The organism is Fusibacter paucivorans, assembly GCF_018390735.1.
Taxonomy (GTDB): domain Bacteria; phylum Bacillota; class Clostridia; order Peptostreptococcales; family Acidaminobacteraceae; genus Fusibacter; species Fusibacter paucivorans.
The window spans coordinates 92,046-110,476 of record NZ_JAHBCL010000005.1; the positions used below are offsets into that span (position 1 = coordinate 92,046).

15 protein-coding genes are annotated in these 18,431 nt (G+C 44.0%); 4 read left to right on the forward strand and 11 right to left on the reverse strand.

Going from position 1 to position 18,431, the window contains the following annotated elements; all coding sequences use genetic code 11:
• Positions 1-27: 27 nt before the first annotated feature.
• The 3 genes from KHM83_RS03960 to rho all read right to left on the reverse strand — a co-directional run bounded on the left by KHM83_RS03960 (position 28) and on the right by rho (position 2,629).
• Entirely contained in the window at positions 28-621 is a 594-nt protein-coding gene (locus tag KHM83_RS03960; protein ID WP_213235613.1) for a thymidine kinase, read from the reverse strand.
• Between the two features lie 166 nt (positions 622-787).
• Positions 788-988, reverse strand: a complete 201-nt coding sequence (gene rpmE / locus KHM83_RS03965; protein WP_213235614.1) for a 50S ribosomal protein L31 — start codon at positions 986-988, stop codon at positions 788-790.
• A 105-nt stretch (positions 989-1,093) separates the two neighbouring features.
• Entirely contained in the window at positions 1,094-2,629 is a 1,536-nt protein-coding gene (gene rho / locus KHM83_RS03970) for a transcription termination factor Rho (protein ID WP_213235615.1), read from the reverse strand.
• Positions 2,630-3,185: 556 nt separating this feature from the next.
• Here rho and KHM83_RS03975 point away from each other — a divergent pair.
• On the forward strand, positions 3,186-5,018 hold the full coding sequence (locus tag KHM83_RS03975; RefSeq protein ID WP_213235616.1) for a stalk domain-containing protein: 1,833 nt from the start codon (positions 3,186-3,188) through the stop codon (positions 5,016-5,018).
• A gap of 86 nt (positions 5,019-5,104) precedes the next feature.
• Here KHM83_RS03975 and KHM83_RS03980 read toward each other — a convergent pair whose 3' ends face one another.
• From KHM83_RS03980 to KHM83_RS04015, 8 genes are all read right to left on the reverse strand, one after another.
• Positions 5,105-6,007, reverse strand: a complete 903-nt coding sequence (locus tag KHM83_RS03980; protein WP_213235617.1) for a LysR family transcriptional regulator — start codon at positions 6,005-6,007, stop codon at positions 5,105-5,107.
• A 374-nt stretch (positions 6,008-6,381) separates the two neighbouring features.
• The gene (gene kce / locus KHM83_RS03985) at positions 6,382-7,200 is read right to left on the reverse strand and encodes a 3-keto-5-aminohexanoate cleavage enzyme (RefSeq protein ID WP_213235618.1); all 819 of its coding nucleotides are present in this window, start codon (positions 7,198-7,200) and stop codon (positions 6,382-6,384) included.
• 149 nt (positions 7,201-7,349) lie between these two features.
• Entirely contained in the window at positions 7,350-7,739 is a 390-nt protein-coding gene (gene kal / locus KHM83_RS03990; protein WP_213235619.1) for a 3-aminobutyryl-CoA ammonia lyase, read from the reverse strand.
• Between the two features lie 81 nt (positions 7,740-7,820).
• Positions 7,821-9,179: a glycosyltransferase family 39 protein gene (locus tag KHM83_RS03995; RefSeq protein WP_213235620.1), complete on the reverse strand. Its 1,359-nt coding sequence runs from the start codon at positions 9,177-9,179 to the stop codon at positions 7,821-7,823.
• Positions 9,160-9,561: a GtrA family protein gene (locus KHM83_RS04000; protein ID WP_213235621.1), complete on the reverse strand. Its 402-nt coding sequence runs from the start codon at positions 9,559-9,561 to the stop codon at positions 9,160-9,162. The genes KHM83_RS03995 and KHM83_RS04000 overlap by 20 nt, the downstream gene beginning before the upstream one ends.
• Positions 9,554-10,489, reverse strand: a complete 936-nt coding sequence (locus tag KHM83_RS04005) for a glycosyltransferase family 2 protein (protein WP_213235622.1) — start codon at positions 10,487-10,489, stop codon at positions 9,554-9,556. The genes KHM83_RS04000 and KHM83_RS04005 overlap by 8 nt, the downstream gene beginning before the upstream one ends.
• A 248-nt stretch (positions 10,490-10,737) precedes the next feature.
• A complete protein-coding gene (locus KHM83_RS04010) occupies positions 10,738-12,345 on the reverse strand; it encodes a CTP synthase (protein ID WP_213235623.1) in 1,608 nt (535 codons plus the stop codon).
• A 243-nt stretch (positions 12,346-12,588) separates the two neighbouring features.
• Complete coding sequence (locus KHM83_RS04015) at positions 12,589-14,529, reverse strand: S-layer homology domain-containing protein (RefSeq protein ID WP_213235624.1); 1,941 nt, start codon at positions 14,527-14,529, stop codon at positions 12,589-12,591.
• A 172-nt stretch (positions 14,530-14,701) separates the two neighbouring features.
• Between KHM83_RS04015 and KHM83_RS04020 the strand changes: the two genes are divergently transcribed.
• The 3 genes from KHM83_RS04020 to KHM83_RS04030 are packed head-to-tail and all read left to right on the forward strand — an operon-like array spanning position 14,702 to position 18,343.
• Positions 14,702-15,493, forward strand: coding sequence for an alpha/beta fold hydrolase (locus KHM83_RS04020; RefSeq protein ID WP_213235625.1), 792 nt, complete (start codon positions 14,702-14,704; stop codon positions 15,491-15,493).
• Positions 15,494-15,496: 3 nt separating this feature from the next.
• On the forward strand, positions 15,497-17,158 hold the full coding sequence (locus tag KHM83_RS04025; protein ID WP_213235626.1) for a Mur ligase family protein: 1,662 nt from the start codon (positions 15,497-15,499) through the stop codon (positions 17,156-17,158).
• A gap of 18 nt (positions 17,159-17,176) precedes the next feature.
• Positions 17,177-18,343, forward strand: coding sequence for a D-alanine--D-alanine ligase family protein (locus tag KHM83_RS04030; RefSeq protein WP_213235627.1), 1,167 nt, complete (start codon positions 17,177-17,179; stop codon positions 18,341-18,343).
• Positions 18,344-18,431: the final 88 nt, after the last annotated feature.

Sequence of the window (18,431 nt, forward strand, 5' to 3'; positions counted from 1 at the left end):
CCCTTCTCTCTTGTGCCCCCAGCGCACCTACGCCTTCGCACCTGCCTTATATTTAAAGTAACAACTTGCACAAAGCGATTCGTATTCAACGTGATTCTCACCATCAATGGCAACTTGATCACCTTCAAACACAAACACGCCGTCAATTTTCCGTCCGTTTAAAATGGCTTTTCGGCCACACCGACAAATCGTTTTTAGTTCTTCGATACTGTGTGCGATGAGCAAAAGTCGCTCAGAGCCTTCAAATCCACGCATTTGAAAATCCGTTCTCAGACCATAGCAAATAACGGGAATCTGTTTCGTCACCGCAATTTCGAAGAGTTCATCAATTTGATAAGCTTTCATAAACTGCACTTCATCCACGAGAATGCAGTGAATACTGCCATGCTGTTCGAGCCAGCGGTCAATGTATTCGGTGACGTGCTCATCTGATTTTATCAAGAGATCGACGTCTTTGGCGATGCCAAGACGCGAAACAATCTTGCCGCCGCCTTTCGTATCAGTATACGGTTTAATGACGATCGCCTGCATGCCACGCTCTTCATAGTTATGGCGCACTTGCATCAGCGCCGTCGATTTGCCGCAGTTCATGGCGCCGTATCTAAAATAAAGCTTTGACATATTGCCCTCCAACTGTCATCATTTTACATCGGATACTAAAATTTGGCTACCCCTCAAAACATTTATTGTACTAAGGAAATGGCATCAAATGTTTACAAAAGGCGCCTCCATTTTCTGTGAAATAAAATAGGTTAGGAATACATCATCCTAACCTAGTCGATACAATCTATTTAAGACCATATTTTTCTTTGAATTTTTCTGCTCTACCGCCACGTTCTGTTTGTTTAGCCGTACCAGTAAAGAATGGATGACATTCTGAACAGATTTCAATTCTAATCTCGTCCTTTGTAGAACCCGTCACAAAAGTATTGCCGCAAGCACAATGGACAGTAGTCTCATGATATTTTGGATGAATTCCTTCTTTCATTCTCTTCACCTCTTTCTTATTTGTATTTATATCAATACACGATAATCAAAATTCAAGCTTTTACATTATATCATATGCCTTTTTAAGATTCAACCATTAAAATATTTAAAATTCTTTATTGACCCACTGAATAAACTCACGATTATTTCGTGTCGTCAGCATCGTATCAATGAGTTTCTCCGTGATTTCTTGGGGATTGAACTTATCAAGGCTCCGTCTCATACGCCAAATGGCTTCAAGTTCCTCCTGCTCAAAGAGGAGTTCTTCTCGCCGAGTGCCTGAACGCCTGATATCTACAGATGGGAAAATGCGTTTTTCCGTCAGTTTGCGATCCAGCAAAAGTTCCATATTCCCGGTTCCCTTAAATTCCTCAAAGATGACATCATCCATGCGCGAACCCGTTTCGATAAGCGCCGTTGCCAAAATCGTGAGCGAGCCGCCTTCTTCTATGTTTCGCGCCGCCCCAAAGAAGCGCTTTGGCTTGTGAAGGGCATTGGGATCAAGACCACCCGAGAGCGTTTTGCCACTGGAAGGCATGACGAGGTTATAAGCACGTGCCAGCCTTGTTATGCTGTCGAGCAAAATCACGACATCCTTTTTCTGTTCGACCAGCGCTTTCGCACGGCTCAATACCATCTCCGCAACTTTAATATGATGGGATGGCAATTCATCGAATGTACTGTAGACGACATCGGCATTAATCGAACGCTTCATATCCGTCACTTCTTCCGGCCGCTCGTCAATCAGCAAGACAATGAGCTCCACCTCAGGATAATTGGCACAAATGCTCTTGGCAATCTTTTGAAGCAAAATCGTTTTACCGGACTTTGGCGGCGCGACGATGAGACCGCGCTGCCCTTTACCAATTGGCGATACCAGATCAATCAGGCGCATTGCCATTTCCTTGCTTTCACCTTCAAGTCTGAATCTGGACACCGGATACATTGGCGTCAAATCATCAAATTTTGCCCTTCGAACGTTTGATTGCGGTTTAAACCCGTTGATCTGACTAACATAAAGGAGCGCCCTAAAGCGTTCGCCAGGATTTGGTATACGCGTCACACCCTTGATCTTATCACCGGTACGCATGGAAAATTTACGAATTTGAGAAGGCGAAACATACACATCCTGTTCACTGGACAGAAAGTTTTCAAATCTTAAAAAGCCATAACCCTGCTCAATGATTTCTAGGACGCCTTCAACTTCAAAACGCCCATCTTTTTCAGGTTTAGCGGATTTTGCCGCATGCTCAGAAGTACTTTTATGACCGGCAGACGACTTGGTCTGATGCGTTTCATCCGCTGCGGCACCATCGGTTGTATGGCCTGTTGTATCATCGCCTTCCGTATCCTCATCTTCCTCATCTTCTTCCTCATCATCTTCATAGTCGTCAAAGGATGCAACCCCATAGTCTTCTTCATACTTTGCCGTTTCATATGAATCTTCATCATAATCTTCTGATGCATCATTTCGCTCTGAATAGCGGCTTTTTTCAGCCGTTTTTTCTGCTTCGACATTGCCATTGACAATCATGTCGATCAAGTCATCTTTCTTAATTTTTTCAACGTTTGCAAACCCCATTGCCTTTGCTATTTCACGTAAATCTGCAACTTTTTTCTTCCTTAATACGCGTATATCCATCTTAATCCTCACTATGTTTATCAGTCGTGCTTTATCACTACTTTGACTTTTCAGCCATATTCTTTCCGCCTTAACACCTGGTTTCAAGCCTTTCCAATCTCACTAAAATTATGTATCCATGCCGAAATGCCACACCAGGCCTGCATTACCATGTCGTGTACACAGATAGACGCAAGGCGATAAAGCCGTCTGTCATTCTCTGCGGCAATTCCGTTAAATCTTTTTTTACCAATTGTCCTAATTTTCGGGTAATGATTCAAGAACATTCATATGTCTTAAAGAGTGTTGGTTCCTTTATGATATAGAAATCAATAGAAGTGTCTCTAAGAGTATCTGATAAAACCGCTGGTGCCGTCACCATCAGACCCTCTTGTGCAAAACAGGTGCACCTTAGCGTTTTTCAACGTTTTCAGATGATGCCTTAAGTCTAACACAAATCCGCTGTAGACGCAAAGAATTATTAAACTGCTATCCCCAGATACAGGTTTTATGTTATATTTAGATGAGACAAACATGCACAATCGCATGGCAATACACTCAACGGATTAGGTGGCAAATGAAACGAAAGCTATTTGGATGCATCTTCTGGATGCTCTTATTGATATGGATAACAATTCCAAACTTCGCCGCACGTTACCCTGTGAGACGGGCTGTTCCCGTACCAGACGGCGTCACAACTTACGCCAGCGTGCTGCTTGACGGCGCACCGCTCAACTTTGACGATGCACCGATTGCGCTTAACGATGATATTTTCGTCCCCGCGACGCAGCTTTATACGATCTTGGGGATTCAAACGTATTGGTTTGAAGATACCGGCGAATTTGTCGGTTACCGAGATAATACGTTCATCAAGTTTAAGATGAACAGCGATATCGTTTCTGTCAATGGTCGTGCCATGAAAATGAAAACGCCTGCATTTATGCGTAACGACATCCAGTTTGTACCGATGAAGATCATCGCCGAGGCTTTCAGCATGACCTATGACTACGATCAGACGACGCATACGCTGTCTCTTGATTTCCGGGAAAACATCTACCAGTATAAACAAATTGGATTCCGCCAATATAAAAAAATTACGACGACCAACTGGGGAATCAGTTATTTTATTCCCGAATACTGGGAATCACTTGAAGGCAATACCAATGCTTATGGCGTTGCCAACGATTTCGAGACCTACGCGATTACCCCGCAAGTCTTGCCGTTGGATTCCAGCTTTAACCGCAACATTCTCGCGGCAGCTCTTGAAAAAAACATGCGTTATACCTATGGCAAAGCCATTGATTTTGACGAGACTCAACTCTCTGTCTACAATAGTTTTCTCTGCTCGCAAACCGACTATGATTTAACCATAGACGGCCGTGCCTATAAGGGCATTCTTTATATATTCTTTGAAAATAATATCGGCTATGCATTTGACTGTCTATACGATGCTGAAAACAGTCTTTATGAGGGTGAAGGCATTTTTAATGCCGTCATGGATACATTCCAGATCAGCAAGATTACCATTGATGAAAACGCAGAGCACTATATTGAACTCAATAAATTCTTCGAATACCGAACCGTGCTGGCTGCACCGATTTATTCTAATATGATGGTCGACGGTCAATTCCACTTTGAAGGTGATGTTGCAAACAACGACGATAACCGATTGAAGGGTTATCACATCGTCATTACAAAGGCTGATGAAACAGTTGCCTATTATGCCCCGCTGATGGCCGATCATTTCAGCGCTTCTGTGCCGCTCCCCTTTGGCGTCGGCAAACACGATATCAGCATTTATGTCGATGAGCTCTCAGATATGCCCGAGCAGACAAAGACCAGTGACCTTTCGCTTGACGATTACATTGAAGAGGTTATTACAGACGACGATGAAAGCGCTCCCGAAGATTTAATTATGCGCTTTAGCATTATCAACACTTCAGATGATGAGAACAAGTACTTGCTGCCATCAAACTACATTGATTTTGACAACAATGACGTCTACACCATTGCCAATTCTATTACTTATGATCAAACAAGTGAATATGGCAAAGCAAAAGCCGTCTATTTGTGGGTTTTAAAAAATTATGCCTATTCGGAAGATGCATCCAACCAAATCATTTATACTGCACATCAAATGCTCGGCTACCGTGACGGCAGCGACTTTGAACTCACGCTGCTGTATGCCGGGCTGTTGAGAGCCCTTGATATTCAATCGCGTGTTGTTCGCGGCACATCCGAAGATTATTCGCACTATTGGGTTGAAGTCTATTTAAATGGAAAGTGGATCGTCACGGATATTGCGTCCGATGTGATGAGCAAAAACATTTTCAGTACACAGAAATATTTTGATATCGACCGTACACTGCACGGATCGCAGTATGAAAAAACGGAACTCCTGCCATTCTAAGCGGGAGTTCCGTTTAATATTAATCGTATTAATCACTTTTTTAACGCTTGCAATTGAAGACGCACTGCATCGCGCGCTCTTCAATACTACGCCATTGTCTTAAGCAATGTGGGATCTGCGTAACGCTCAATGATAAAATCGCGCATTTTTTTGACAGCAGGTGCCATGTAGCGATCTTCCATCCAATACATTGAAATCGTTCTATTGAACTCCGGATTTTCAATTCGCAAAACAGCAACGTTTCGCTGATCCAGTGCCGGCAGCGTCGGGATGACCGAGATGCCAAAGTCCATTGAAACATACGTAATTGCCGCACTGCACTCTTCAACTTCCATAACGATATTCGGTTTGATTTTTTTCTGTTTAAACACTTTATCAACCATGCCCCTTAGCCCGCTGTGATCATTAAGCAGAACATATGGTTCTTCCTTTGTCTCTTCGATGCGAATACTTTTCCGTCCTGCCAGCGGGTGAGTCTTTGGAACGATTAAATAAAGCTCCTGCCGAAGAATCGGCACAGAAGCAAAATCGTCCTTCGTCTGTGTGCAAAATGCCAAATCAACTTTACCGTTTACCAGATCACTCATGATGTAATTATTCAAATTCTGTGTGAGCGCAATATCAATTGCCTTGTTTTCAGGATCTTTATAAAAATCCTGCATGATACTTGGCAAAAGATTTGAACTCAGACTATAGATATACCCAAGGTAAATACTGCCCTCTCGTGGGTCGACCATGTGCTGTACATGTTTCACGCCTTCATCCAGTTTATCCAGCGATTCTTCAACATAGGTTAAGAACGCTTCACCAAAACGGCTAATTTGGATCTTTTTCCCCTTTTTAATAAACAAGGGCATCTGCAATTCTTTTTCGAGCTCCGAAATAGCATAACTAAGGGTAGGCTGTGAAATGAAAAGCTGTTCCGAAGCCTTGGTATAATGTTGTACCTTCGCGAGCACGCGAAAATACTGCAATTGTTGTAAGGTCATAATTGCCTCCTCAGCATTACCCTATTAGCCGCAAGATCTGCAAAGATATTCCTATACGGCATTTCTTCATATTTTACGACTGTCTTTCAAATAATGATAATAACCTATATTATAAACGAAATTTAACATTTTGTGAATTTCAATCTTTACAAACAGATGGGAAAATTTATGCTGGAACGGCTCATTTGAATGCTAAAGTCCACTTGATGCGCTCACTTGACAGACTGATAACCTACTAAAAAGAGAAAATGCCGGCAATTGCACGTACGCTGTTCTACGTGTGCTGCCGACACTTAAATGCGATTAGATCCTAACTGCTGCGTGAAGAAAATACCGCTTAATCTTATAGAGCTACTTAATCACTGGCCATTTCTTTAACGCTCACGAATCTGTAAAATTTGACGGGCCTCTTCAGGCGTTGCCACCGGGCGCCCCAATTCTTTCGCCAGACGGACAATGCGTTTAACGAAATCAGCATTGGATGTTGCCAGCACACCTTTTTCCAGATAGACATTATCTTCGAAACCAACGCGAACGTGACCACCGAGAATGATCCCCATAACAGCCAGCGGCAGCTGCGCACGACCAATACCGGCAACTGTCCACGTCGCATCCTTCGGCAGCTGCCCGACCATGTACATAAGATCTTCCGGCGTCCCAGGGCAGGCTCCGGGAACCCCGAGCACCATATCAAAATGAAGCGGTGTTTTCAACAGTCCCTGCCGCTGTAAACGAATAGCATTTTGAATCATGCCCCGCTCAAATACTTCGAGCTCCGGTTTGATTTCCAAATCAAGCATCTTTTCTGCCAGCTCTTTCATAAATGGCGCCGTATTGACAAAGACATCATCACCGAAATTACAGGTTCCGCAGCTCAACGTTGCCATTTCCGGCTTTAGCAGCAGCGGCTGCATTCGCTGTTCAAAAGTATGCCAGACAGCGCCGCCAGTGGTTGGCTGAATAATCACCGGACACCGCGCCTGAATTTCCGAAACAATTTCACGATACATCTCAATTGCTTGCGTTGGTTCTCCCTGCGCTGTTCGGGCGTGCACGTGGACAATTGAAGCGCCTGCCTGATAACAGGCCAAAGCTTCCTCGGCGATTTCCACCGGCGTCAGCGGTAAATTCGGCTGCTGCTCACGTGTCACTTCGGCACCGGTCAGTGCCGCTGTTATTATCAGCTTTTCCATGATTTCGCTCCTTCCAGCCTTATTGTTTATAGGCTTAGACACCCTAAATAGACCTCTTGTCGCGGGTGTTGCTTCCGCCTATAAAAACGCTTTGTATTTTAATTTAACGATTGAACTTCTCGTCAATCGGCTGCTTTCAACTGCCATGGTTATTGATTACGCTGCTTCTCCTTTGTCACAACGCATGTCCCGGATGCACGGCAAACGACAATTGGCGTTTCAAGTACATCGCAGGCCGAATCATTAATGTCAGGTCTCGGTACGATTACCTTTCTCGCTTCAAAAACCATTTTTCTGGATGAATTCCCGACGGAAACAATTTCACCTTCCGCTTCGATGTATTCCCCTGCATAAACCGGCGCTAAAAACTCAACGTTATCATATGCTGCAAACAACCCCTCATCACCATCATTTCGAATGAGCAGCTCCGTTGCAACATCGCCAAATAAGTGAAGCATTTTCGCACCATCAACCAGATTGCCGCCATAGTGTGCGTCATGCATGGACATTCTTAACCGAATCATTACTTTCTCTGACATCTTAGCCTCCTGTGTTACAAAAATCGCGCCAATTTTCATCAAATCGGCTCCATACCCATTATATGCTTATTCGAATGCTTTTTAAACCCTTTCCTCACTATATTTCTTCATCTGAGCCAAAAGGAATTCAAGACCAATTGCAAAACAAATAATCAGCATAAATAATGTAATAAAATTATATCTTGGCTGTCCCTCATAGACAAAATAGACGACTGAAATAAAAGCGAGATTGATCACGGGCAGCAGCATCGACGGTCTTAATTTCGTATGCTGATTGAAGAGACTTTTTAAGATGCGCCAACTATTCATGAAGACAAAGAGGCAGCCAAACGTGCTGACAAAGGCCAGTAATATATCGGATACCGCTCTAAGCAGATTTAAGTTTCGCTGATAAGTATACACATCTATGGCTGAGTCTGTTTCATCATAGGTCAGCGCGTTCATCGTCCAGGCACTGATATCCCATGCACCGCTAAAGTAAGTTGCCTGCGTGCGGATAACGCCTAGTTTTAAGAATTCTACAGGATTTTCCACCATCCACGTCTTGGCATAGGGCTTCATCATGACTTCTAAATTTGGCGAAGTCTTTACGGAGGCACCGTGTGCATCAACTTCAGCATCAATTGCCTCTGCAAGCGCCGCCGGCATTTCAATTTCATGATAATCCATCCACCCGCCGTGAACATTTTGCGCATTATTGTTAATAAAGAGGTTAAAACCCGAATTATATGAAATCGGTATAAAGCGATGGTATTTCTGATAGTTTCGAATAGACCACGGCATAATTGCCAGCCACATGACACAAAAAACCACCGCAAATTTCACGATAGCAGCTTTTAAATCTTTTTCCGTTAGCCATGCATAAACGGCAAGCACCAATGGATAGGCCAAGTAAAAAGGTTTTAAAAGTGATAAAACGGCTGATAAAAGTCCCAAAATCGGATATTTAACCGTTGGTTTTAAAGAAGTTGTCATCATCATCATGGTAAAGCTTAAAACAAAAGCCGTTACGACTTCGGTACCGACCACATTGCAGTACGCAATCTGCTGCGGCATAAATGCCATTAAGCCAACGGCCGTCCAAACGGCAAACGGCTTATTATACAAGCGGCGCATCAATATGAAAACGAAGAGAATCGTTGCTTCGGACATTGCGATATTAAGTATTTTGGCTACCATGACATCCGTCGTCCCAAGTAATTTAAAGACAACGCCAAGTGCCGTTGAATACAGCATTCCCTGCCATGCTACCGGATAGCCACCCAGTGTATAACCCTGTCCCGTCGCCACATTAACTGCCAACTGGTAATACGTTTCAAAATCAAACTGTTGTATCGTCGGTATCTGCGTAATGAACCAGACGCGCACCAGCGTACTGAATACCAGTAAAATGGCTAAAGCCAGCGAAGTTCGTCTGTTTTCAGCGATCCATGCTTTCATTTACATCCCCCTTGAAAATCCAAAACTTGCTAATGAGATAGTTTAAAGTAATCACAACGACATTGACTATCAGCTTTGCAAAGAAAGCATCGAAAGACAATAATTCTATTAAGCCAACCAGCCCCGCAGTTTCCAGAAAAAAAGTAACCAGTCGCGTCCCAAAAAATTTGATAAGTGCCGCTTTTGAAAGTGACTTTAAAAACACATACCGCGCGTTCGCCCAATAGGCAAAGAGCACCGATAAAACAAATGCCGCCGTCGTCGCAATACCATAAGCGCTTCCCATGATGAGAAGCGCTTTGTAAGAAACAATATTAATTGCCGTTGTTGCAAATCCGATAACGAGATAGCGAAAACCTTCGCCGACTGGCATCCTATTCATGTTTAAAGCCCTCTTCCCGGCCGATAATGTAAAGCGGCCGCTCTCTCACTTCTTCATAAATTCGTGCAATGTATTCACCAATCAATGACAATTGCATCATTAGAAGCCCAAAGAAGAAGAGAAAGATCGTTACCGTTGATGTCCATCCGTCCGTCGGATTACCGAATGCCAGCTTTTTAACAATCCAGTAAACCATCATCACAAAACCGACGATTGCAGAAATAAAACCAAAGAGGCTGAATAACTTCAGCGGTTTATAGGAAAAGGACACAATGGCATCCAGTGCAAGGCGCACGAGCTTTAAATAACTGTATTTTGTCTCTCCCGCATGACGCTCATCACGGTCAAAATAGACCTGTGTAACATTAAAGCCAATCCAATGTGTCAAGCCTCTAAAAAACCGATTCTTCTCATCCATTTGATTGAGTGCCGTCACCGCCCTCCGGCTGAGCAGTCTAAAGTCCCCTGTATCGAGAGGAATCTCAGTATCACTCAGCGATTTCAAGACGCGGTAGAAAAGTTTAGACGTTGCTTTTTTAATCGGCGATTCTTTTTTACGTGAACGCCGCTGTGCATAAACGACATCATAACCTTCAACGTATTTTTCATACATCTCCTGTATCACTTCCGGAGGATCTTGAAGATCCGCATCAATAATGACAACCGCTTCGCCGGAAGCCTTTCGAAAGCCAGCCGTATTCGCCATTTCGTGCCCGAAATTTCGAGCAAAGGAAATGAGCTTCACGCGTTCATCAGCCGCTCTGCACTTCAATACTTCTGAAACAGTACCGTCCTTACTGCCGTCATCAATAAAAATGATCTCATAAGCCTCATCAATGTCGGTGAGCGTCTTATGCAGACGCAGGCAAAGCGGTGCAATATTTGCTTCTTCATTATACGCCGGTACGACGACGCTTATTTTGATCATAAATCACTCCATGGATGCCGCCGCTTCATGGCAGCAGTCAGTCAAATTCATCAGCTATTGTAAATGCCTGCCGTTATCAATTGCAATGGTCCCTTACACTTACATGCTCATGCATCTGTTGATCCGTATCTCAAATGCTACAAAAACGTCAGGCTTTTGTTGGCACTGTTATTGATCATTCACCAGTTGCTTTGGCATAAAATTTGGCGTTAAGCTTTGGCATTATGTTTTAATACGATGCTTTGATACTATGCTTCGTGATAAGTCTTTGCCGATTTAATAAAATCTCTGAACAATGGATGTGAACGCGTCGGTCTCGACTTAAATTCCGGATGGAACTGAACTGCAAGGAACCACGGATGATCTTCCAATTCAATAATTTCAACAAGGCGTTCATCCGGTGACAGACCGCTTAAAATCATGCCGTTTGCCATCATCTCCTCACGATATGTGTTATTAAATTCATAACGATGGCGATGGCGTTCATAGATGAGGTCTTCGCCATAAGCTTTCTGTGCCAGCGAACCCGGCTTGATTTTACATGGGTATAAGCCCAGTCTCATGGTCCCGCCCATATCTTCAATGTCATGCTGTTCCGGCATGAGATCAATTACCGGCACCGGCGTTAAGCCGTTGAGTTCTGCACTGTGTGCTTCTTTATAGCCAATGACATTTCGTGCAAATTCAATGACGGACATTTGCATGCCGAGACAAATGCCGAAGAAAGGAATTTTTTTCACACGTGCATAATGCACCGCTTCAATTTTACCTTCAACACCTCGGTAGCCAAAACCACCTGGCACGAGAATGCCGTCAACACTGCCAAGCATCGCTTCAACGGTTTCTGCCGTCACTTCTTCTGAGTGTACCCACTCGATATCGACGGCAACCTCATTGGCAAGCCCTGCATGCTTAAGGGATTCTGCAACGGATAAATAAGCATCTTTCAATTCAACATATTTGCCGACAAGGGCGATTTTAACATGTTTTTTGAGATTTTTTTCGATCTCGACGATTCGTTCCCACTCTGAATAGTCCGGCGTATCGCACTCAATGCTCAAAAACTCACATACTTTTTCCGCCAGCCCTTCTTTTTCAAGGGTTAACGGCACTTCGTAAAGCGTATCGGCATCGAGGTTTTGAATGACGTTTTTGGCACTGACACTACAGAAGAGCGCAATTTTTTCTTTCATATCCTGAGAAATTTCTTTTTCGGTTCGACATACAATTAAGTCCGGCTGAATGCCGATTTCTCTCAGTTCTTTAACGGAGTGCTGCGTTGGTTTGGTTTTGAGTTCACCGGCTTTGTGCAAATATGGCAAGAGCGTTAGGTGAATGTACATGACATTTGCCTGACCGACATCGTATTTCATTTGTCGGATGGCTTCCAGAAAAGGGAGGGATTCGATATCGCCTACGGTACCGCCGATTTCAGTAATCACAACATCGGCACTCGTCTCTTTGGCTGAACGCATTAAGCGTTCTTTAATCTCATTGGTAATGTGTGGAATGACTTGAATGGTTGCGCCCAGATAATCGCCGCGACGTTCTTTCGTCAATACAGACCAGTAAATTTTACCGGTGGTGACATTGCTGTTTTTAGAGAGATTGATATCGATAAAACGTTCATAGTGGCCCAAGTCGAGATCGGTTTCCGCGCCGTCATCTGTTACAAAGACCTCACCGTGCTGATAAGGACTCATCGTTCCCGGATCCACATTAATGTACGGATCAAATTTTTGAATAGTGACCTTCAGGCCCCTCGCCTTTAATAGCTGTCCCAGCGATGCTGCTGTAATCCCCTTGCCCAGAGAAGACACCACGCCGCCGGTAACAAAGATGTACTTCGTGCTCATGTTAAACTCCTTTCGCCCAACGCAATTCTATCTTATATAAATCAAAATGAATAACAGTAAATAATCGTATAGTTGACTGTACAAAAAAAGAGTGAGAAATCACCCCTTAAGGATGACTAAACACTCTTGTTCCTAAGGCTCAAGTAGCCACCCTTAAGGGTGTCACTATACCGATTCAATTAACAATACTTACATAGTATATCCACTTCACTAAGTGAAGTCAACACTTTTTTTAATAGAATTTTATTGGGTGACAGAAGTGATGTGATCGGCCTCAAACAAGCCTTCCGTAATCTTTCGACCACTGATGTAAAGCTTGTCGCCCGCCATGTAATCGGTAATGTCAAGATTTGAATTTTTCGCAAACGCAATCGTCTTAGAAATACCGCTGTCATCGACGACAATCATAATATTCGATGTCGTAATGACACTGGTAACAGTCGCGTTAAACGCTTCAATATCCGCTACATCGCCAAGGCGAATCACTTCGATGCCGTCAAAGCCAATATGCACATTGGCAATTTGATCTAGTCGCAAGTCATAAATATTCAGCCCCTCTTCGCCATCTTCTGCAATGATATTGAGATTTGGATCGACGGGGACGATTTCATATTCTTTTGCACCGGTATCCAGTGCAATTTCCGATTCCGCTTTAATATAAATGCCCTTGATAATACCTTTAATGTCTCTGACTTCGCCAGCATAAGTGATCGATTTCACGACACCGTATACCAACGTTACATTCACAATATCATTTTCATACAGGCGATTGCCTGTCACATTGGTAAACGTTACGCCGTCTGCAATCGGCGCCTTGAATTGCGTCCCGTCTTCCAGAGTGACTTCTAAGGATGTCGGCGCTTTCAGCGGAATATCTGCCGTAAGCATTCCCTTGAATTCATAGTCATCAGAGTAAGCCACAATGCTCATTGCCGTATAGTCCTGATAATAGATCGTAAGATAGTAATTATTTTTCAGATCGTCAATATCGGCACTGACGCCATCGACGATAACCCGCGTATCAGCATAGACGCGTTTAAAATCAAACCCACCGGAATCAAGCGCAATTTTTAGCGACCTAAAATCCTTATCGGTGCCAAGATAGCCTGAAATACTGTTAAAACTCCCTGAGACGTTATCAAAGAACAGCGGCACATCAACGCGTGTAACAGCACTGTCTTCGATGGTCAGCGTCACGGCAATCCCCGTCTTTAAGTGATCAAGACTAATGGCCACTGCATCGGCATATATAGGAACACTTTTGACATTGTACGTGGCAACTTTGCCGGCAGTCGATTTTACTTCGAGGTATTTAAGATCGCTGAAAATATCTGTAATCGTCCCTGTAACCGTTTCAACAGACGGCGTTTCAGCTGTTTCCACATCCCCGGTTACGGGTGCGTCAGGATCCCCAATTACAGGTACTTCATTATCTGTCGTCGAAGGCTGTTCAGGAGCCGTCGTTGGAATTTCTGAGACACCGGTTGTAATGGCACCATAATAGCCATCTGCAAAGACGGCGAGAACGGCACGGTTTAAAATCGTCTTCGGATTAAAATTGCCGTTGCTGTCTCCCTTCGCCGAGACGATATTATAATCGATCAACAAGTTGACATATTTTAATGCACTGAGTGAAATCTCAAATGCGTCTTTATAAGATAGTGAAATGATCTTATTGAGGTTTTCATTTTTATAAAGGTTCAGTGCCTTCCCGAAGAACACAGAGGCTTCAACCCTGCTGACACCTGTAAATGCTCCTTCGCTGACAAAGTATTTGACTTCATCCATCACGACGATTTCGTTTTCAAGCGCATAGCCCAGCGCCGGATAAACATCGCCTCCGTAAGGCGCCAACATCTTAGGCATATTCAGCGCTTCGAGCTGTGTTTCATAAGAATCTGCCAATATTGCACCCTCAGAAGCTGTCAGCAGTCCGGCTGCAATTGCCGCCCTGTATATAACAATTAACGTTTCAGCCTTTGAAGCCGTTTCATTTGGCTTAAAACTGTTGTCTTCATAAATTGCCATGATGTCTTCATCCACCATGTTTTGTACCACTGTGTTTGCCCAATGCGATTCTGTGACATCCGTCATGACAGCAGCAAAGCTAATATTCCCGAGCATCATGAATGCCATAAAGATCGCCGTGAGTTTATAAAAGATTTTCGACTTTCGTAAAATCATTTGGCCCTCCTTGTCAATTTTTCTAACCTTATTATACCATGCCCTTTCAAAATGTTTATTACATTTCAATAACAGGTTTTTAGTATGGACTTATGTCCTTTGGTCATTTGTGGTAAAATGATGATTGAAACAGGCATCGACCTGTTATTCCAATAAGTTAAAAGAGGTCTATATGCCTATTTATACGTATAAAACCGTACGCATTGCCTACACGTACCATCATCCAACGCGTATGTATGACGCCGATTCACCGGTGTCGAAATCGCCGCTTTTGTTGCTGCATGGCTGGGGAACGAATAAGGAGACTTTTTCAGCACTCATTGAAGAACTCCAGCACGTATTGCCCATCTATGCATTAGACTTTCCTGGATTTGGTGCCTCCGACGAGCCAGACGCACCTTGGCAATTAGACGATTATGCGGCAATGGTCAAACAATTTATTGAAACATGCCATCTGGAAAAACCCATTTTAGTTGGGCACTCATTTGGCGGCCGCGTCGCCATAAAACTCACACAAATCACACCTATTGATAAGCTCATCCTAACAAACAGTGCGGGGATCAAGCCGAAGCGCAGTCCTTCATATTACCTTAAAGTTTACGGCTTCAAACTAGTCCGTACACTCAATCGTGCTCCCGGCTTGCATTTTATACTGGATGAACCCGTCAAAGCTTACAGTGAAAAATACAGTTCTGCCGATTACAAAGCGGCATCGCCAATGATGAAGCGCGTTCTCTCCAGCGTCGTCAATGAAGACTTAACGCATCTCCTTCCAAAGGTTGAGATGCCGACACTTCTCATTTGGGGCGATCAGGATACGGCGACACCCATTGCCGACGCACGTACCATGGCGGCGCACATTCCGGATTCAGGACTTGTCGTCTTTGAAGGTGCAGGGCATTTTTCCTATTTAGAACAGCCGCTTAGATTCAGTACCATCCTCAAGACTTTTATCGGAGGCTAGCACATGCCAATTATTTTGCTTATTATCGTCTTGCTCACCTATAGCCGATGTGAAGACGATCTGCATAAATTTCAACAAAACAGTTACCGCTTCAAGCGCTATTTAAAGTGGCGTTTTGAAACGCCGTCACGCATTGTTCGGCCACACGAACTCCTGTTTGCCCTAGGGTTTGCATTCACGATTTGGGACAGCGCTGTCTTAACGACGATTGGATGCCTGCTCATGTGCCTTGATGCCTATTTTTACTGGCTGATTAAAACCGCATATCCCGTTAAAAAGAAACTCGTCTACACGCCGAGGGTCAAACGCCTTAAGACGACTTTAACTATTCTGCTGGCACTTGTTGCCGCTGGCGGCTTTTATTGGTCTGTACTGCTCTATGTAGGATTCATCGGCTATTTTGCTTCATTTATCTACGTCTTTATCGCTGCCGCCATTAATATGCCCATTGAAAGTGCCATCAACAAACACTATTTCGATGACGCTCGCAAAACACTCGCCAAGGCACCGAAACTTAATGTCATTGGCATTACCGGCAGTTATGGCAAAACCAGTACTAAAAATGTAATTTTCAAAATGCTCAGCCGTGATTTTAACGTTTTAATGACACCGGAGAGCTTCAACACTAAAATGGGACTTACGCGTACCATTCGGGAAGGCTTAAAACCGATACACAACGTTTTTCTCGCTGAAATGGGCGCGAAAGAAGTTGGTGATATCAAAGAACTGTGCGATTTTGTCCAACCGAATATGGGCATCATCACCTCCATTGGCCCTCAGCATCTCGAAACATTCAAATCGCTTGACAACGTCATCCGAACGAAGGGGGAACTCTTTGACAATATTGCCCAGAACGGCACTGTCTTTGTCAATTGTGATGATGCCAACATCTTAAAGCTGCGAGTTCGATCCGATGTTACGGCATACCGTTATGCCGTCGACCGCGAAAACGCCTTACAGCATCGTACACATTTTGCCATTGAAAACCTTGTACTCAACAACATCGGTTCTTCTTTTACACTGGTTTGGTCTCCGGACGGCTATGGCATTGAAAGTACTGAAAGTACAAATGAACAAAACGACAATATAAAAACGGCAGCAAACGTCAACACAAAAATTATTCGCATCAACCTGAAAACAAAGCTGCTCGGACGCCATAATCTTTCAAATATTGTGGCAGGTTGTGCCGCTGCACTAATACTAGGCATTTCCCCAGAGAGACTGCCGCTGCTCGTCAGCGAGGTCGAACCCGTTGAACATCGACTCTCTCACCGAAATGTCGCCGACCAATATACGCTGCTGGACGATGCCTTTAACAGTAATCCCATAGGGGCTGCTATGGCACTTGAAGTGTTAAAAGCTTTTGAAGGCAAGAAGAAAATCATTATTACACCCGGCATGATTGAATTGGGCGAAATGGCAGAGACACTGAATCAAACTTTTGGTGAACAAATCGCCGCTGTCTGCGACGCCGTCATTCTCGTTGGCATGAAGCAAACCAAGCCTATTTGGGATGGACTTAAGAAGCAAGGTTTCCCTGAACACAGCATCTACCGCGTCAAGAGCATTCACGAGGCTTATGCACGTCTTAACGCCATTGTCGCTGTGGATGATGTCGTTCTCATTGAAAACGACTTGCCGGATTCTTTTAATGAAGCACTTTAATCACTTGCAGGAGGCAATATGATCAATCTCGGGATCTTTTTCGGCGGACCAAGTGTCGAACACGAAGTATCCGTCATCACCGCACAACAGGCTATCGCCCAGCTTCAAAAACTGGATGATTATCATATCGTTCCCATCTACATCGCCAAGGATAGCCATTGGTATACCGGCGATTATCTCCTGAATGTCGAACACTTTCGGGATTTAAAGGCCGTCGTCGCCAATGCAACGCGCGTCAATATGGTCAAGTCAGAAAAATGTGCGCTGCTGATTAATGATCCGATCAGGCACTTCGGTCAAAATATCATTGCAGAAGTTGACATTGCCTTTCCCATGATTCATGGCACGGGCGGCGAAGACGGCACCCTTCAGGGATTGCTTGAGCACATGGCCATCCCCTATGTCGGCTGTAATGTTTTAGCAGCATCCATGACGATGGATAAGGTTGCCAGCAAATTATTTTTGCAGACTTCGGGCATTCGCGTCGTTGAAGGTGAATGGTTCTATGCACATCACTGGATAGCGTACAGCGATCAGGTTCTCAATGACATTGAACAAAAATTAACGTATCCCATGATTGTCAAACCCGCAGACATCGGATCCAGTGTCGGCATTAAGACAGCGAAAAACAGACGTGAACTCACCAATGCCATTAATTTTGCCAGACAGTTTACGACGCGAATTCTCGTTGAACGCATGCTCAGCGACATGCGCGAAATCAACATCTCTGTACTGGGCGACTGCGAGCAGCTTGTACTATCCGTTTGCGAAGAACCGCTTACCGCAAGTGAAATCCTCACTTATGAAGATAAATATATGAGCGAAGGCGGCAGCAAGGGCATGTCTGCCTCTAAGCGTCAAATTCCCGCAACCCTTCATCCCAATACACTGAAGGAAATTCAGAAGATGTCGGCTGAAGCCTTTATCGCACTCGACTGCGCCGGCGTCGTCCGCATTGACTTTATGATCGAAAAGAGCACCGGACTGCCGTATATCAACGAATTTAATACCGTTCCCGGCTCACTGGCTTTCTATCTATGGGAGGCAACGGGCGTTACTTTTTTAGAAATGCTGCAAAAAGCCATTGACGCCGCTTATCGAACCCATCGGCGTAAAACCGGGATCACGCGTTCAAACAGCTTAAATCTGCTGTCTAAAAAAGATCTCAAGGGATTAAAAAAATAATTGATAATGCTTTAGAAAGCGTTTTTATACCGATATTCATATTAAAGAAACTATTTTTTGTCTAGCTAAAAATCAAATGCATTGTCAA

What these genes read in the sequence shown, in the direction of transcription:
- KHM83_RS03960 (WP_213235613.1), bottom strand. Translation starts at nt 621, where the DNA reads ATGTCAAAGCTTTATTTTAGATACGGCGCCATGAACTGCGGCAAATCG.
- rpmE (WP_213235614.1), bottom strand. Translation starts at nt 988, where the DNA reads ATGAAAGAAGGAATTCATCCAAAATATCATGAGACTACTGTCCATTGT.
- rho (WP_213235615.1), bottom strand. Translation starts at nt 2,629, where the DNA reads ATGGATATACGCGTATTAAGGAAGAAAAAAGTTGCAGATTTACGTGAA.
- KHM83_RS03975 (WP_213235616.1), top strand. Translation starts at nt 3,186, where the DNA reads ATGAAACGAAAGCTATTTGGATGCATCTTCTGGATGCTCTTATTGATA.
- KHM83_RS03980 (WP_213235617.1), bottom strand. Translation starts at nt 6,007, where the DNA reads ATGACCTTACAACAATTGCAGTATTTTCGCGTGCTCGCGAAGGTACAA.
- kce (WP_213235618.1), bottom strand. Translation starts at nt 7,200, where the DNA reads ATGGAAAAGCTGATAATAACAGCGGCACTGACCGGTGCCGAAGTGACA.
- kal (WP_213235619.1), bottom strand. Translation starts at nt 7,739, where the DNA reads ATGTCAGAGAAAGTAATGATTCGGTTAAGAATGTCCATGCATGACGCA.
- KHM83_RS03995 (WP_213235620.1), bottom strand. Translation starts at nt 9,179, where the DNA reads ATGAAAGCATGGATCGCTGAAAACAGACGAACTTCGCTGGCTTTAGCC.
- KHM83_RS04000 (WP_213235621.1), bottom strand. Translation starts at nt 9,561, where the DNA reads ATGAATAGGATGCCAGTCGGCGAAGGTTTTCGCTATCTCGTTATCGGA.
- KHM83_RS04005 (WP_213235622.1), bottom strand. Translation starts at nt 10,489, where the DNA reads ATGATCAAAATAAGCGTCGTCGTACCGGCGTATAATGAAGAAGCAAAT.
- KHM83_RS04010 (WP_213235623.1), bottom strand. Translation starts at nt 12,345, where the DNA reads ATGAGCACGAAGTACATCTTTGTTACCGGCGGCGTGGTGTCTTCTCTG.
- KHM83_RS04015 (WP_213235624.1), bottom strand. Translation starts at nt 14,529, where the DNA reads ATGATTTTACGAAAGTCGAAAATCTTTTATAAACTCACGGCGATCTTT.
- KHM83_RS04020 (WP_213235625.1), top strand. Translation starts at nt 14,702, where the DNA reads ATGCCTATTTATACGTATAAAACCGTACGCATTGCCTACACGTACCAT.
- KHM83_RS04025 (WP_213235626.1), top strand. Translation starts at nt 15,497, where the DNA reads ATGCCAATTATTTTGCTTATTATCGTCTTGCTCACCTATAGCCGATGT.
- KHM83_RS04030 (WP_213235627.1), top strand. Translation starts at nt 17,177, where the DNA reads ATGATCAATCTCGGGATCTTTTTCGGCGGACCAAGTGTCGAACACGAA.